This is a genomic window from Bacillus sp. JJ1773, from assembly GCF_036962035.1.
Classification (GTDB): Bacteria; Bacillota; Bacilli; order Bacillales; family Cytobacillaceae; genus Cytobacillus.
Genome location: NZ_JBALNX010000041.1, coordinates 17,056 through 31,959, shown reverse-complemented (window position 1 = coordinate 31,959; position 14,904 = coordinate 17,056). Strand labels below are relative to the sequence as shown.

The 14,904-nt window shown below is 38.3% G+C and carries 13 protein-coding genes and 2 pseudogenes; 5 read left to right on the top strand and 10 right to left on the bottom strand.

Going from position 1 to position 14,904, the window contains the following annotated elements; all coding sequences use genetic code 11:
• Positions 1-411 precede the first annotated feature (411 nt).
• Entirely contained in the window at positions 412-1,371 is a 960-nt protein-coding gene (locus V7127_RS11100) for a DMT family transporter (RefSeq protein ID WP_335485948.1), read from the top strand.
• Positions 1,372-1,757: 386 nt separating this feature from the next.
• Here the strand turns inward: V7127_RS11100 and V7127_RS11095 are convergent, their stop codons facing one another.
• The 3 genes and pseudogenes from V7127_RS11095 to V7127_RS11085 form a co-directional block, all read right to left on the bottom strand.
• On the bottom strand, positions 1,758-2,963 hold the full coding sequence (locus tag V7127_RS11095) for a Ger(x)C family spore germination protein (RefSeq protein ID WP_335485945.1): 1,206 nt from the start codon (positions 2,961-2,963) through the stop codon (positions 1,758-1,760).
• A pseudogene (locus V7127_RS11090) lies at positions 2,956-3,995 on the bottom strand (GerAB/ArcD/ProY family transporter). Before V7127_RS11090 ends, V7127_RS11095 begins: the two are co-directional and overlap by 8 nt.
• A 62-nt stretch (positions 3,996-4,057) precedes the next feature.
• Complete coding sequence (locus V7127_RS11085) at positions 4,058-5,626, bottom strand: spore germination protein (protein ID WP_335485941.1); 1,569 nt, start codon at positions 5,624-5,626, stop codon at positions 4,058-4,060.
• A gap of 346 nt (positions 5,627-5,972) precedes the next feature.
• Here V7127_RS11085 and V7127_RS25880 point away from each other — a divergent pair.
• Together V7127_RS25880 and V7127_RS11080 are read left to right on the top strand one after the other, a co-directional pair.
• Positions 5,973-6,303: pseudogene (locus V7127_RS25880) on the top strand (ArsR/SmtB family transcription factor).
• 1 nt (position 6,304) lies between these two features.
• A complete protein-coding gene (locus V7127_RS11080; protein WP_335485938.1) occupies positions 6,305-6,802 on the top strand; it encodes an SRPBCC family protein in 498 nt (165 codons plus the stop codon).
• Positions 6,803-6,883: 81 nt separating this feature from the next.
• Here the strand turns inward: V7127_RS11080 and V7127_RS11075 are convergent, their stop codons facing one another.
• From V7127_RS11075 to V7127_RS11060, 4 genes are all read right to left on the bottom strand, one after another.
• A complete protein-coding gene (locus V7127_RS11075) occupies positions 6,884-8,083 on the bottom strand; it encodes an MFS transporter (protein ID WP_335485935.1) in 1,200 nt (399 codons plus the stop codon).
• A gap of 172 nt (positions 8,084-8,255) precedes the next feature.
• Complete coding sequence (locus tag V7127_RS11070; protein ID WP_335485932.1) at positions 8,256-8,531, bottom strand: DUF2277 domain-containing protein; 276 nt, start codon at positions 8,529-8,531, stop codon at positions 8,256-8,258.
• Positions 8,532-9,059: 528 nt separating this feature from the next.
• Complete coding sequence (locus tag V7127_RS11065) at positions 9,060-9,269, bottom strand: hypothetical protein (RefSeq protein ID WP_335485929.1); 210 nt, start codon at positions 9,267-9,269, stop codon at positions 9,060-9,062.
• A gap of 204 nt (positions 9,270-9,473) precedes the next feature.
• Entirely contained in the window at positions 9,474-10,703 is a 1,230-nt protein-coding gene (locus V7127_RS11060; RefSeq protein ID WP_335353488.1) for an MFS transporter, read from the bottom strand.
• A gap of 468 nt (positions 10,704-11,171) precedes the next feature.
• Here V7127_RS11060 and V7127_RS11055 point away from each other — a divergent pair, with 468 nt between their 5' ends.
• Together V7127_RS11055 and V7127_RS11050 are read left to right on the top strand one after the other, a co-directional pair.
• Positions 11,172-11,594: an SRPBCC family protein gene (locus tag V7127_RS11055; protein WP_335485926.1), complete on the top strand. Its 423-nt coding sequence runs from the start codon at positions 11,172-11,174 to the stop codon at positions 11,592-11,594.
• Entirely contained in the window at positions 11,594-11,932 is a 339-nt protein-coding gene (locus tag V7127_RS11050; RefSeq protein WP_335485923.1) for an ArsR/SmtB family transcription factor, read from the top strand. Before V7127_RS11055 ends, V7127_RS11050 begins: the two co-directional genes overlap by 1 nt.
• Before the next feature lie 55 nt (positions 11,933-11,987).
• On the opposite strand, the gene V7127_RS11045 is transcribed toward V7127_RS11050, so the two are convergent.
• From V7127_RS11045 to V7127_RS11035, 3 genes are read right to left on the bottom strand one after another with little or no spacing between them, the layout of a single operon-like run.
• Positions 11,988-12,980, bottom strand: a complete 993-nt coding sequence (locus V7127_RS11045; RefSeq protein WP_335485920.1) for an ABC transporter ATP-binding protein — start codon at positions 12,978-12,980, stop codon at positions 11,988-11,990.
• A gap of 12 nt (positions 12,981-12,992) precedes the next feature.
• Positions 12,993-13,955, bottom strand: coding sequence for an ABC transporter ATP-binding protein (locus V7127_RS11040; protein WP_335485916.1), 963 nt, complete (start codon positions 13,953-13,955; stop codon positions 12,993-12,995).
• Between the two features lie 9 nt (positions 13,956-13,964).
• A complete protein-coding gene (locus tag V7127_RS11035) occupies positions 13,965-14,891 on the bottom strand; it encodes an ABC transporter permease (protein WP_335485913.1) in 927 nt (308 codons plus the stop codon).
• Between the last annotated feature and the right edge of the window lie 13 nt (positions 14,892-14,904).

The following is a 14,904-nucleotide window of genomic DNA, read 5'->3' as shown; positions in this document are numbered from 1 at the left end:
ATTGATGACCGTTGACGGCTAATTCCCATGCAGACGGGCATCTAACGGGGCGATTGATGACCGTGATGAGCTATTTTTTCTCGAGACGGGCTCAATATGATGATCTAATGACTACCAATAGCAAATATTAGATAAAAAACCTGTTTTCCTAACCTTACATTAATCTGCCATAAAAAGCAGTTGCATATTTCACTTTTGTATTACAAAGTTTACGCGCCTACCTAAGGTAAAATTTCCTATTTTTTACTTAAATCAAACTTCGTTAAAAATTGCTGAGTATTTTTCAAAAAACGTGTCCCGCTATTCCTTATTGACTAAATTGAAGGCACACTGTAAGATACATCTAAAAATTCAATCTAAATTAACTGATAATCTAGTAGAATGAATGATACATGATTGCGAGGAAAATTTATGAGTTCCAGTAATGCTTTATTAATAAATTCACGAAAAAAGGGGATCATCCTAGTCCTTATCGGGGCTCTCCTGTGGGGAGTTTCCGGTACCGTTGCCCAGTTTCTTTTTCAGCATCAAGGTTTTAGTCCCGAGTGGCTCGTAGTAACAAGGCTATTAATATCTGGAACTCTTTTACTAGGCATTGCTTATAAAAAAGAGAAACATAGAATCTGGGCTATATGGAGGGTTAAGCATGATGCTTTCAGTATTATCCTCTTTGGAATACTTGGAATGCTGGCTGTTCAGTACACATTTTTCGCGGCCATCCACCACGGAAATGCAGCGACCGCTACGGTTCTTCAATATTTAGCTCCAGTATTGATTATGTGCTATTCGGCCTTTCTTTCGAAACGAATGCCTACTCTAATGGAAGGCTTTGCGTTAATACTTGCCATTACCGGCACATTTTTGCTTGTAACGAGAGGGAGTCTCCATACACTTTCTATATCTGGTCTAGCCCTTTTTTGGGGTCTGACCTCTGCTGTTGCTTTAGCCTATTATACGCTTCAGCCTCTTAAGCTTCTTGCTAATTGGGGATCTGCCATCGTGGTAGGATGGGGAATGTTAATTGGCGGCATTTTCTTTAGCTTCATTCATCCCCCATGGGTTTTCGTGGGAGAGTGGTCTTTGCCGTCTATTTTTGGGGTTGTATTTATTGTAGTTTTTGGAACAATTATTGCGTTTTATTGCTATTTAGAAAGTTTAAAGTATATAAGTGCTTCAGATACGAGTTTACTTGCCTGTGCAGAGCCATTAACAGCCGCATTCTTAGCCATCGTTTGGCTTCATGTTACATTCGGCTATGCCGAATGGCTCGGAACTATTTGTATTTTGAGTACGATTGCGCTGCTGTCGGTTAAAAAAGAAAAAAGACCTGTGCAGGTGATGGAGAATGTGAAATATAATGTTCATCAATAATAGTAAGGACCGACCATATTTGGGCGGTTTTTTTTTTTGGACAGCTTCCGCACTTCCTTCAAAAACCTGTCCAATAAACCCAACTTGTTGGACAGCTTCGGCACTTTCCCCAAAAACCCGTCCAATAAACTAATTCCTAAGATAATGAAATCACAATACCTATCCATCGAACCTGTTGTTTCCTTTTATTTCATTTCTATATACACAAACTGCCTTTTTAACGGTTACCCTTTTCCTTTCCAAGGTGGATCGGCGCGATCGTGTAAAGTTCGGTTGAGTTTGGATATCCCCCAAGGAATAACCGATGTCATGGCGGCAAGGAGGATTGTAGGAATGGATGGAATTCTATCGATGATTACGTTCCACATTCTTGTATTCTCCCCTTTCTATTTTACTGTTTCAATGGAAGCACCGATTTGTCTTATCTTGAATTTGACCTGAACGTCAATTTTACTTTTTTCAAAGTAGTTCATCCCTCTGTCCCAATCTTTTTCGAGCTTTGTCCAAGTTTGGTGATGCTCCTCTTTTAAATGACTTCCTAAACCAAGGACATCAGCCTTATACTCTTTTTGGACTTTTTCAATCGTTTGAAGAATAATCTGTTCGATTTCCTTGGATGTTTCTTCTTCAAATCTGGCAACTGTTGATAGATTCGCTAATTTTTGATTTCCGAATGATTCACCAACATTCCCTTCTGCAACTAATTCGATTTTAAAATGAATTTGGTCTAAGTCTGAAACACTCGCTTTCATGTTACTTTTACCACTTTTAATTTCAACAGTTACAAACTGGTCATCCATCACAAGATCTATTGATGCACTTTTAACCCCGCCTATGATAAAGTTTAAACCCAATGTTTCTCTTTCATTTAAGGTTCCTATCATTTTTAGATCCTCTGAGTTAAAAACAGCTGCTCCAGAAATCCTTGCATCCTTTTCATTTACAAAAATTCTTGGAACGACAAAGCTCTTTCCTTTTAATAAATCGCTATGAATTTCGCCTATATTTGTAAATGGTAAAAACCTAGCTGATTTTTTAACATTTTCACTGATAGAATTAATAAACATAACAGGAAGTTTTTCGTTTTGTGCATTTACTTCCAACGCCTTTTTAGCCTCACCTTCCGTAATAACTACCTTTGCCGCCCTACGCATTTCATGATCACGAACAAAAATATCTAAGGCATCATAAAGATATCCCTTTTGGGCAAGCTCTTCGGAAAGCAGGATAACCTTTAGATGCTGCATATATGGAATGCGGCTTGTTTCAGAAGCCATTTGTCTTGTTATTTGAAAAATGGTTTTTCCTTCTGAAGTAAGATTAAGGTATGGTTTATCGCCAGACGCTCCATTGTTTGTTTGATTGCCTCCACTTGAATTTCCTTGAATATTCCCGGGTACTACAAATTGATAGGTCAACCGATAATTTTCTTTTCGCTTACCTTCAATTTTTATATCACTCTCTTGATCATTAGCAGTATCAATAGCAGCACCAATTACAAAGCCCCTCTCTTCAATTTCAACCCTATCCCAACAGCCAGCCAATAATAATACAAGGACCGTAACCAACAGACTTTTTCCTATTTTACCCATCCGCTCTCACCCCGCGAATCGTAGCAATGACAAGTAAAACGAATGGGATGACTGTACTAAATATGATCCCCGCATAGCCAATCCATTCCCCAAAAGCAGAAATCTCAAGAAAGTTTTGCGGAGTCATGGCAATGATAAAAATCAATGGCGATATGATAAAAATTAGTATCATTCGATCTGCCTTTTTAAAAATAGAACTTAACGCTAATAGGGTAATATCTAAAGCCATGGCAGCTGTGCTAAACAGGGTCATTACCCAAATGGTGAAAAATATAGATTCAAATCTTTCAAAGAACCCTCCTGGTATTTCAACCACCTTTCTAATTCTGCTGTTGGATATAACGTGTTAGCTGCCACTTCCACCCCAAACACACCAATGACGAATACAAATACGAGTAAATATAAAAACAGCGGGATGCTCATTCCAATCATAGCTGCCTTTTTTGTATTTTTTGGATTATTTATATAAGTGTTGTAAAATAAGAGAATTTCAAAGCCTAAGAATGAAAAAACTGTTTCCTTTGACCCTTTTAAAATGTCCTTCCAGCCTGTAATAAAAAATGGCTTTATATGTTTATAATCAAAAAAACCAATATTCATTATGATCAAAATAAGAACGATAAGTAATACTACAGGCATGAACATGAGATTCACACGAAGAAGAACTGCACTTGAATCTGAAACAGCATAGATAACAACTAATAAAAAGACAAAACAAATGACTTCAACAGGAGTCCGATCAAATAAGTATAATTTGGAAATGTCAGCAACTCCTCTCGTCTCATAACTAACAAAGAGCATCGTGAACATTGAAAATAATAAGGTCAGGATTGTTGCAACTGGTTTATTAATGATTAGAGACGTAAACTCATGGAAATTCTTCTTTGGAAATCTAGCGAGCAATGTGGCTAATACCCCTACAAAACAAATAGCAGTAACTCCCCCTAACACAATAGATATCCAACCATCTATTGAATTTGTGGCTTTTACAATTGTCCGAGGGAGGGTAAGGACGCCAAATCCAATGACCATATTTGCAACTGCCATCATAACTTCTTTTCTGCCAACTTCTCTGTCACCATATTCAAAGGATTTCATGATTGCTCATCCCCTTTATTTGCTCGAGTGTCATCCTCTGTCTGTAAATATTGCGGCCTTTTTGTCAACAGTGTAATAGGAGCACGAAAAACGATATCCTTCCAATCATCCTTAAATGTCGGCGAATACGGAGCAGAATATGGGATTCCAAAACTCGTTAATCTAGCGATATGAATGCTAATCATAATATAAACAAGAACTATGCCGTAAAGTCCGAAGAATCCCGCTGCAAGCATTGTGCCGAATCTCAGTATCCTAAACGCAATACCCGCACTGTAGGATGGAATGGCAAAAGAAGAAATAGCTGTAACAGCAACAACCATGATCATAATGGGACTTACGATACCAGCTTGTACGGCTGCATCCCCAATTACTAAACCTCCGACAATTCCAATCGTTTGGCCAATTGGTTTTGGCAGCCGAACCCCTGCCTCTCGGAGCAGCTCCAATGTTGCTTCCATCATAAATGCCTCGATAATTGCCGGGAAAGGGACACCTTCTCTAGAAGCAGCAATTGAAAAAGCTAATTTTGAAGGGATCATCCCTTGATGGAATGACACCAAGGAAATATAGATAGCCGGTAAAAAAATCGCAAAAAAAGCGGCAATAAATCTTAGCATTCGCAGCAATGACCCGATAAACCAACGTTCATAATAATCTTCTGGAGATTGAAAGAGTGAAACTAAGGTCGTTGGAGCAATTAAAACAAAAGGAGTACCATCTAATAGGATCGCCACCTTCCCTTGTAAGAGGGAGCTTGTTGCCTTATCTGGTCTCTCCGTGTGAAGCACCTGTGGAAAAGGGGAAAAAAAGCTATCCTCAATCCACTGTTCAATCGTTCCACTTTCAGGAGCATCATCGATATCGATTGCCTTTAGCCTTCTATTCACTTCCGCCAGAATATCCGGATGAACAATCCCTTCAACATAGCATACGATTAGATCTTTCTTTGATCGCCTGCCAACCTTATAGGACTCAAAACGAAGGTTTGGATCCCGTATATGCCTGCGAATCATCATAGTATTGGTACGAATATTCTCGGTGAAACCCTCTCTCGGACCCCTAACTAATGATTCAGTCGCAGGCTCTTCAATTGATCGAGTCTCCCATCCCTTGCTCCCAACAATCAATACTTTATTCGTGCCGTTAACTAGTAATGCTGTATCCCCGGACAAGATAGCCAACATCACCTGATCAAATGTATCTGCAGTCTGAAGTCCATCATTAGAAATGACCCCATTCTTCAGTTCTTTTAATATATCTTCTCCAGATGATGGAATGTCCTCTTTAGCATTTGGAATGCCAAGCTGAATATTTTTAATAATTTGGTTATTTATAATGTCTTTATCTACTAATCCATCAATACAAACGATGGCACACTTATGTTCACTATTACCTAAAGTGAAAACTCTTTGTATGAGATCATCCGGTGAGTTTAATAACCTTTTAATGCTGTCAAGATTTGCCTGGAGATTTGAGTAAATCGTACTTGGAATATCTCCTTGCTTATGATCAGTAAGCTTTCTTTGATTTTTGAATGGTTTATTAAATAATTGCCTAAGCATGCAGAGGTCCTCCATGGAAAACAAAAAGGGAAATACTCCCTCGTTGTGGAAAGATAAACATATCTTCCCCAGGAAAAACAAGGATATGTGGAATTTCATACACTTAGTACTTTGGAAGGATAACAAAAGGACAGTCCATAGAATTGAACTGTCCTTTTTTACTATATTAAAATGTTCAAAGCCCTTCTTAACTTTTTTTCAACATGTAGGCATCGCCGAGGAATTAGGTTTAATCCCGCTTTGGTCGTAAGTGGCAAACGAAGATGACTATGAATGGATAAATTCCCCATCCTCTTCGTTTAAATTTTAGTCAAGGAATATTATATTAATAAATCATGGTGTAAAGATGAATACTAAATTATTAAGTGCTCTTGCCGAGCCAAATCGATTAAGGAATGTTGAATCCTTAGAGACGGCCCACTTACCATGGGAGAAATTGCAGACCGACTTCAGATTCACCAGCCATTGGCATCTAAACATTAAGTGGGCATTATAAAACAGGTGTGACTGAAATTTTATGCGGAAGCAAATCATCGAATCTATAAGCTCCATCCAGAACCCTTTAGGCATTTAACATTTAGTTAGAACAGTATCGTGAAATCTGGGAAGAAAATCTTGAAAGCTTGGAACCTTATCTAAAAGAACTACAAAATAAAACACATTCATTGGAGGAATAAAATGTTTACAAAAACCGAAATCACTCATACATTCAACGCTCCTCGTGAGCTTGTATTTAAAGCGTTTACCGAATCAGAGCATTTGCAGAACTGGTGGGGCCCAAAAGGGTGGACTTTTGAGATTTCTAAGTTTGAGCTTCGCCAGGATGGTGTCTTCCATTACAGTCAGACATCTCCTGACGGTAACGTAATGTGGGTAAAATTTATTTATCATGAAATAAATGCTCCAGAGAAACTCGTTTATACTTCTTTCTTTTCTGATGAGAATGGTAATATCGTACGTGCTCCTTTTAACGACAACTGGCCTCTAAAAATTAGCAATACTTTTACATTTACTGAGTCTGAAGGAAAAACAATTCTTACGATGATTGGGACTCCTCTATCTCCAACTGAGGAAGAAATTAAAACTTATGAGGAGTTGCAAGAAATAGTTCAGGAGGGCTTTTCAGGAACCTTCGTTCAACTGGCTAATTACCTATCAAATATTTCAAGAAACTGAAATAGGTCGATAAAGAACAAAGTGAAAAGTCCTCCATTCAATGATATGTTTGTTTAACTGTTAATTTAAGAAAATTACTTCCTATATCACCTTATGATTTACCAGTTTACTTTTTTGAGATAAGCGTTTCTGCCAAACAATTGTTACTAACATTGTCAAAACTAAGAAAAATAGACCCATAATGAATGGATAGATTATATTAACATCATATAACATCCCGGCCAGTGTTGGTCCGAGAACATTCCCGATACTCATGTAAGCATTATTCATTCCCATTGCGAAGCCTTGTTCATTCCCAGCCATTTTGGAGATAAGAGTATTTAGGACGGGACGAAGAATAGAAGTGGCAAGGAAGATTAAAAGAGTAATCCCAAAGAAAAGTGCATATGAAGAAGCAAACAAAGAGAGAAGGAAACCAATTGCTGCTACTCCTAAAAAAACATTTAGGACAACACCTTCTCCATAAAGACTAACGATCCGATCAACTACGAAAAGCTGCACAATGACGCTTACAATACCCGTAGATGTTACCATCATCGCAATTTGCTGTGGAGTTGCACCAAATTGATTATCAACAAATAAACCAAGAACTGATTCGAATGCCATTAATCCAAAACTCATTACGAGCGTTATAATCAACGGAATAAAGTAAGGCATCTTCACAGATCGAATCATTTTTCTAGCCATGGATTCTTCATCTTCGGAAAAATCCATTATTTCTGATGTTTTACTTTCCTTTAGGATATAGATGGAAAATAATACGGCAACAAGTGATACAAGTGCAGAAATCAAAAGTGGAACCTTTAATCCAAAATCCGCCAAAAAACCGCCTACGCCCGGGCCAATAACAATACCTAGTGACATTGAGGCTGATAATAAACTATTTCCTTTTGCTCGTTGATCCAACGTAGTAATATCCGCTATATAAGCAAATATAGCCGGTATGAGCAATGCTGCGCCAATGCCTCCAATGATTCGAGAAGCATATAGCCACCAAATAGAATTAAAGCCATAAAATACAAACATGGAAAGCGTCAGCCCTATTAAACCATAAATAATCATCTTTCTGCGTCCGTATTGATCAGCCCATTTCCCTGCAATCGGAGAAAAGATTAATTGCGCTCCTGCAAATAGTGCAATCATTAAACCCGCGGCTGTACCACCTTGATTAATGGATTCTAAATACGCAGGCAAAATTGGGATAATAATCCCAAAACTTCCAATAGCAATGAACATATTTATCATCAATATCAATATTTTTTTCCGTTGTTCTGTATTCATGATTGTTACCCTCTCATTCTCTATTACATGCCAACCTAATAATTAACTTCACTTTTTACCTGAGTTGAATCACCTTGGAAAGAACTTTTCTGCTATTCAAGACAAATAATAATTTTTACATTAATACTAGGCAATTGTCAATAATCCGATATCCTTTTTATGATCAGCCAAACTAGCTTGTTGTTCCAAATCGCTTAGCGTTTCTGGCTCGAGCACGTTCCGCTTCGATTTCACGATTGCGCGGGTCGGCACTTGTTTCAAGGGAGCAAAATAATTCCCTAGAAATTCTTGCTACCTCATTAACCGCACGATTAAACGCTTCATCGTTCACCTTTGACGGCTTGTTAAAGCCTGTTATCTTTCTTACGTACTGAAGAGCTGCTGCGTGAATTTCTTCTTCGGTAGCAGGGGGATCAAAATTAAATAAGGTTTTAATATTTCTGCACATAAGTTTCTCCTCTTTCTTTCATTAATAACTACTTCCCATTCTACAAATGGCGATGAATATCCTTTTATTCTCAAAATGCATTTTTTAGAAAGGAACTGATCCGAGTAGTAATTCGTTCCGCAAATGGGGGCTTTGAAATGCAGCTAAAATAGCAAAAACGCCCAGATCATGTGCTCGGAGCGTTGATTTGTTCAATACTTCACCATTACTTAGCAAAAGTTTAACGGACTCCCATTCCGCTATTTACTTAAAATCCCCCAACTTCCAAAAGTGAACGGACACCAGTGCCGTTAATCGATGAAAATCATACAAAATTAACACTTTTGAACCTTATTAACGGAACATTAGTCCGATAAGACTATGAAATAAAGGTGATTTTGTGAAATAGCGGAACCACAGTCCATAATTTTCCTCAACCTGAACAATTCGATGAATTTACTACTTCTATTTCCATATTAAATTTAAGGTTAGATTCTACCTTGTCTGGGACCAGACACCACATGACAAAACTAAGCAAAGGCGGAACTTCTACTCTTGCTCTCGATTCTCCGTCCGATCCATAGCATCATCGGCACCTTCGCCCGCCTTGTTGCCTAGTGCACCGCCAGCAATAGCGCCTGCAACTGTGCCAAGCGGACCTAACACAGAACCCACTGCAGCACCAGCAGCAGCACCGGCTCCCGTTCCAAGTGCCTCACCAGCATCGATGTCATTACGATTTCGCTTTTCGTCTGCCAATTATTTCACCTCCATGTTTGGGAAGTGCTATTGCTTTCACAATTATACACATCCCTCAAATGTATTTTGCTCTACAATGTGAACTTTTAATTATAACTAACTGCTGGTAAGTTTAGTCACTAAGTTTTCGCATTGATTTGAGACAAAGTGTACTTGATAAATTGAAAGAACGCTTCAATTTTGAAGCGTTCTTTCTATCTTCCTTTATTCCTTTGCTAACATTCCTTGTGCCGGAGCTTTCATATTGTAAATTGGCAAAATGACGAGAAGTCCAATAACAAATAGAACAGCTGCAAACTCGAACATCGTAACAATCGATGTCATTTCTTTTAGGATACCTGCCAAACTCATTGTTATTACCATAGCCCCACTGAAAAGCGGACTTAATGTTCCATTAACTCTTCCAATGAATTCAGATTGGGTATTTTGAAGGATTAGCGTATTAATCCCAATTTGGATGCATGGAAAGAATAAACCGTTCACAAATTCTGCTCCAAGCGTAAGCGGTAAATTAGTAGAGAAACCAATCACACTCATCCCTACTGCATTTGCTAGCATACCAATGACCAATAGCTTTTGCGGCGGAACAGACTTTGAAAACATAACTGAGATCGCTCCACCTACTATCATCCCGATTCCGTTTGCCATTAATAGCCATTGTAAGCTTTCTTTTGCTAATTCCAATCGTTCTGTCACGAGAAAAATGGATAAAGGGTGGATCAACCCAATCGCAAGCCCTGCAGCCATAAAACAAAGTCCAAGAAGTTTCAATTCCTTTTTAGCAAGAACATAACGAATTCCGCTTTTCATTTCTTCCATTAAAGTCGATTCTTTCTTTTCGCTTTCCATCGAATGGTCAGCTGGAATAAAGGCTAGCATGACTGCGGAAAGGAGGAACGCAACGCCAGTAATGGCAATGGACACATCTATTCCAAATTGCTGGAATACAAACGTTCCAAGCACTGGACCAAAAACCATGAAAACAGCAAAAATAGTTTGATAAATAGACATTGCTGATTGGATCAATTTTTCATCCAAGTGCATTTTAAATAATTTCATTCCTGACGGCTGGGAAAATTGCGATAAAATGGCTGAAATTAATGTAGCGAAGAAAATGATTTTCCAGGAGCCGATCACTAGAGTGATTAATACGGCAAATACGGAAACCGCACTTAATATATCACACCAAATCATCGTTCTCTTTGGCCGCCAGCGATCGGCGAATGTCCCGCCAATAAAGGAGAAAATAAAGATTGGAGCAAACTCCGCAACAGATATCATCGAAACGGCAAAAGCATCTCCATTTGTTTTTTCCATGACGAATAGAAGAACAGCAAAATTTCGAACCCAAATTCCGATTTGAAGGAATAAGGATGATAGAAAAATAGCCTGAACAAAACGGTTTTTAAATAATTGTGACATAACATTCCTCATTTCTAGTAGTGAGAGGTAGGATAGGAGGAAAAAGGCGAAAGCACCGATTTCTTGATTGAAACCTCTTTTAAATAATTCCTTAAAGACGCAAAAGACTCCCATCCGCCATGTTTGGATAGGAGTTTATCTAAAACCATAGAAAAAGACATAGTACGGCTGTACTACTGCAACGATCATCTTTTTTCTATAAAAGTATAGACTAATCCCATTCAAATATGACTTCGCATTTTACGAATGTACGTTTGAAAACAGGATTAGTAGATCATCGCCCTATGGTCACCCTCTCGTGTAATGTGTTAATATCGTACACAATTTCATTCTAGGTTTCAAGCACTTATTTAATTTTTTTACAAAAAAAGGGTAAATTATTTACAAAAGACAGTTCTTGACATGAAACCAAATGGTTTTATATAATTCAAAAAGAGAAACCAAATGGTTTCATATTAACTAGAAAGAAGGATTATTACTATGCAAACTAAAGTAGCGGATATTAATAAGACTATTGTATTTGAAGCACCCATTCAAAAAGTATGGGAAGCCGTATCAACAGCAGAAGGCATTGCATCTTGGTTCATGCCAAATGACTTCCAGCTAGAGGTAGGCCATGAATTTCATATACAATCTCCATTCGGGCCATCTCCGTGTAAAGTATTGGAAATTAATGCTCCGAATCATTTATCTTTTTCTTGGGATACAGATGGCTGGTTTGTTTCTTTCGATTTAAAGGATTTAGGAGATAAAACTGAATTTACAATGGTTCATGGCGGCTGGAAACAAACAGATGAAATTGTACCTAAAGCCGGAAGAAGTGCAGCCGAAATCCGCGATACAATGAACGGCGGCTGGGAGGCGCTTGTTAAACAAAAACTACGCAAAGTTGTGGAAGGGTAATGTCAGCTTTACAAAAGTATGATGTTTTCCAGGCGATTGCCGATCCAACTCGCAGAGAAGTGCTTAAGTTATTGGCAGAAAAAGATCGGCCCATTTCAGAAATTACGGCTCATTTCTCCATGAGCCGAACGGCTATTGCTAAGCATCTTCACGTGTTGTCAGAAGCAGAACTTGTAAGCGGGCAAAAAGTAGGTCGAGAAAAGCGCTATAGTCTGCAGCCCGAATCGTTCACAGAATTAAAACAATGGCTCGCCTACTTCGATCAGTTCTGGGATAATAAGCTATCGATGCTAAAATATCTGGTTGAAGGTCAAGAGAATGAGCGCGGGCACGATTGAGGCAAAAAACCCGATTCTTTTAAAACAGAATCGGGTTTATACATGATTATTCAATCTATTTTTTCAAAGGGAAATGACAGGCTGCAAAATGTCCATCGAGATGTTCCATTAGTTCAGGTTCCTTTTGCTTGCAAAGATCTGTTGCATACGGACACCTAGTATGAAAAGTACAGCCGCTTGGCGGATTTGCTGGGCTTGGCAGATCTCCTGTTAGCCTAATTTGCTTCTTCTGAAACTCTGGATTTGGTCTTGGTATAGCAGACAGCAGAGCCTCGGTATACGGGTGTGAAGTATTTTCAAATAAGGAATCACGGCTTGCAATTTCAACAATTTTCCCTAGATACATAACAGCGATTCGATCACTAATATGTTTTACAGCTGGTAAACCATGTGCAATAAATATAAATGTTAGGTTGTATTTCTTCTGTAAATCCTTTAAAAGATTTAAGATTTGAGATTGGATTGAAACATCAAGTGCAGAAACTGGCTCATCACAAACGATCAATTTAGGATTTAATGCCAAAGCACGGGCAATTCCAATCCGCTGTCTTTGACCTCCACTAAACTCATGTGGGTACCTATTATAATGATGTTCGCCAAGACCAACGACCTCAAGTAATTCTATCACCTTTTGCTTAATCTCTTGACTTGAAGAATAAACCTTATGAACCTTTAATGGTTCACCTATTAACTGCCCAACAGTCATCCTTGGATTGAGGGATGAAAATGGATCTTGAAAAATAATCTGAAGATCGCGGCGAATTTTTCTAATTTGTTCTTTATTCAGGTCATTTAAGTTCTGATTATTAAACCAAATTTCGCCTTCAGTAGGTTCTAAAAGTTTCATAATCATTTGTCCTGTTGTAGATTTTCCACAACCAGACTCTCCTACAATACCAAGTGTTTCACCTTGTTTCACAAAGAAGTTAAGGCCATCAACAGCACGGACTGTTGTTTTTTCACTTGAAAAGAATCCTTTGCTTGAGATGAAATGTTTTTTCAGCCCTTTGACTTCAAGAAGTATTTTCTCTTCAGTATTTACCGACATGCCATAACCTCCTTACGTATTAAAACAGCGTTTTTTATGAACTTCGTTTATTTGTTCCAATTTTGGCTTACTTAATTTACATTGTTCTGTTGCTAATGGGCAACGAGGATGGAAAGCACATCCTGTAGGCATTTGAAGAGGATTAGGTACAGAACCGGTAATCGAATCTAAATATTCCTGCTGGACTTCAAGATTCGGAATGGAGTTAATTAAGCCTTCTGTATATGGATGCTTCGGATTTGCAAAGATTTCTTTAACTGGCGCTTCTTCCACTACTTCCCCTGCATACATAACAACTACTTTATCAGCCATTTCAGCTACCACACCTAGATCATGAGTAATCAGAATCATACCTGTATTTGACTCTTCTTTTAATTCCTTCATTAAATCTAAAATTTGTGCCTGAATCGTCACATCTAGTGCAGTAGTTGGCTCATCAGCAATCAATAATTTCGGATTACAAGAAAGTGCCATAGCAATCATTACCCTTTGCCTCATTCCACCTGAAAGCTGATGAGGGAAATTATTGACTACTTTTTCCGCATTTGGAATCCCAACTCGGTTTAGCATGTCAATGCTTTTTTCCTTTGCTTCACTTTTAGAAAGATTTTGGTGGACTCGAAATACTTCGCTCATCTGATTTCCAATTGTAAAGACTGGATTCAATGAAGTCATCGGCTCTTGGAAGATCATAGCAATTTCATTTCCGCGAATTTTCCGCAGCTGCTTTTTATTTATCGTTGTTAAATCCTTATCTTCAAAACCAATTTTACCGCCTGTAATCTTGCCTGGAGAAGAAATCAACCCTAGAATCGATAATGATGTTACACTTTTTCCACAGCCAGATTCACCAACGACAGCCACGGTTTCTCCTTTATCTACCGAGAATGTTACGTTATTTACTGAATTAACTATGCCGCCTTCAGTTTTGAATTGTACTTGTAGTTCTTGAATGTCTAATAGTTTAGTTGTCACAAAACCACCCTACCCCTTCTTCGCTTTCAAACGAGGATCAAGTGTGTCTCGCAGCCAGTCACCTAGGAAAATGATTCCCAGGACCGTAATTGTAATGGCTATGCCTGGGAATGTTGCGATCCACCAGCTTGTAGCTAAATATTCTCTTCCGTCACTTAACATTAGTCCCCATGAAACATCAGGAGGCTGTATGCCTAATCCTAAAAAGCTTAATGAGGCTTCCAAAATGATTGTAGAGGCGACATTTAGAGTAGCAATGACAATAAAGGATGAAATAATATTTGGCAAAATATAAGTCGCTATGATTCGGCTATCCTTTGCTCCGATTGCCTTAGCTGAACGAACAAAGTCCCTTGCCTTAATGCTTAATGTTTCACTTCGTACCATTCTTGCATAAGTGACCCAAGTAATTCCGCCTAATACAAGAATTAATGTTGGTAGACTTGGACCCAAAATCGCTAAAACAATTAACATAAATAGAATATTCGGGATTGCCAAAAAGGAATCTACTAATCTCATGATGATTGTATCTACAATTCCACCGTAATAACCAGATATTAACCCCATTACCATTCCGATCAAGCCCGCTAATAAAACGGCTGAAAATCCTACTAATAATGAAACCCTTGATCCATAGAGAATTCTGCTCAAAATATCTCTGCCAAGGTTATCTGTCCCCAAAAGATGGCCAGCGACAGCGCCATCCATCCAAAAAGGGGGTTTCAGCCTGTTTGCTACATTTGTGACCGCAGGATCAAATGGTGCAAGGAGAGGTGCAAAAATTGCTCCTATTACAACTAGAATTACAATTATTAATCCTACTGTTCCTGTTTTACTTTTTAACAATTGGGATAAAAACTTAGAAAATCTTCCTGCTTCTTTAGTTTTACTTAGATTTGAAGCGTTTATTTTTTCCATATGAGTTGGTAAAGACATGAAATCCCCCCTA

Coding starts and splice junctions, on each gene's coding strand:
- V7127_RS11100 (WP_335485948.1), top strand. CDS start 412: ATGAGTTCCAGTAATGCTTTATTAATAAATTCACGAAAAAAGGGGATC.
- V7127_RS11060 (WP_335353488.1), bottom strand. CDS start 10,703: ATGAGGAATGTTATGTCACAATTATTTAAAAACCGTTTTGTTCAGGCT.
- V7127_RS11055 (WP_335485926.1), top strand. CDS start 11,172: ATGCAAACTAAAGTAGCGGATATTAATAAGACTATTGTATTTGAAGCA.
- V7127_RS11095 (WP_335485945.1), bottom strand. CDS start 2,963: ATGGGTAAAATAGGAAAAAGTCTGTTGGTTACGGTCCTTGTATTATTA.
- V7127_RS11085 (WP_335485941.1), bottom strand. CDS start 5,626: ATGCTTAGGCAATTATTTAATAAACCATTCAAAAATCAAAGAAAGCTT.
- V7127_RS11070 (WP_335485932.1), bottom strand. CDS start 8,531: ATGTGCAGAAATATTAAAACCTTATTTAATTTTGATCCCCCTGCTACC.
- V7127_RS11045 (WP_335485920.1), bottom strand. CDS start 12,980: ATGTCGGTAAATACTGAAGAGAAAATACTTCTTGAAGTCAAAGGGCTG.
- V7127_RS11035 (WP_335485913.1), bottom strand. CDS start 14,891: ATGTCTTTACCAACTCATATGGAAAAAATAAACGCTTCAAATCTAAGT.
- V7127_RS11050 (WP_335485923.1), top strand. CDS start 11,594: ATGTCAGCTTTACAAAAGTATGATGTTTTCCAGGCGATTGCCGATCCA.
- V7127_RS11080 (WP_335485938.1), top strand. CDS start 6,305: ATGTTTACAAAAACCGAAATCACTCATACATTCAACGCTCCTCGTGAG.
- V7127_RS11075 (WP_335485935.1), bottom strand. CDS start 8,083: ATGAATACAGAACAACGGAAAAAAATATTGATATTGATGATAAATATG.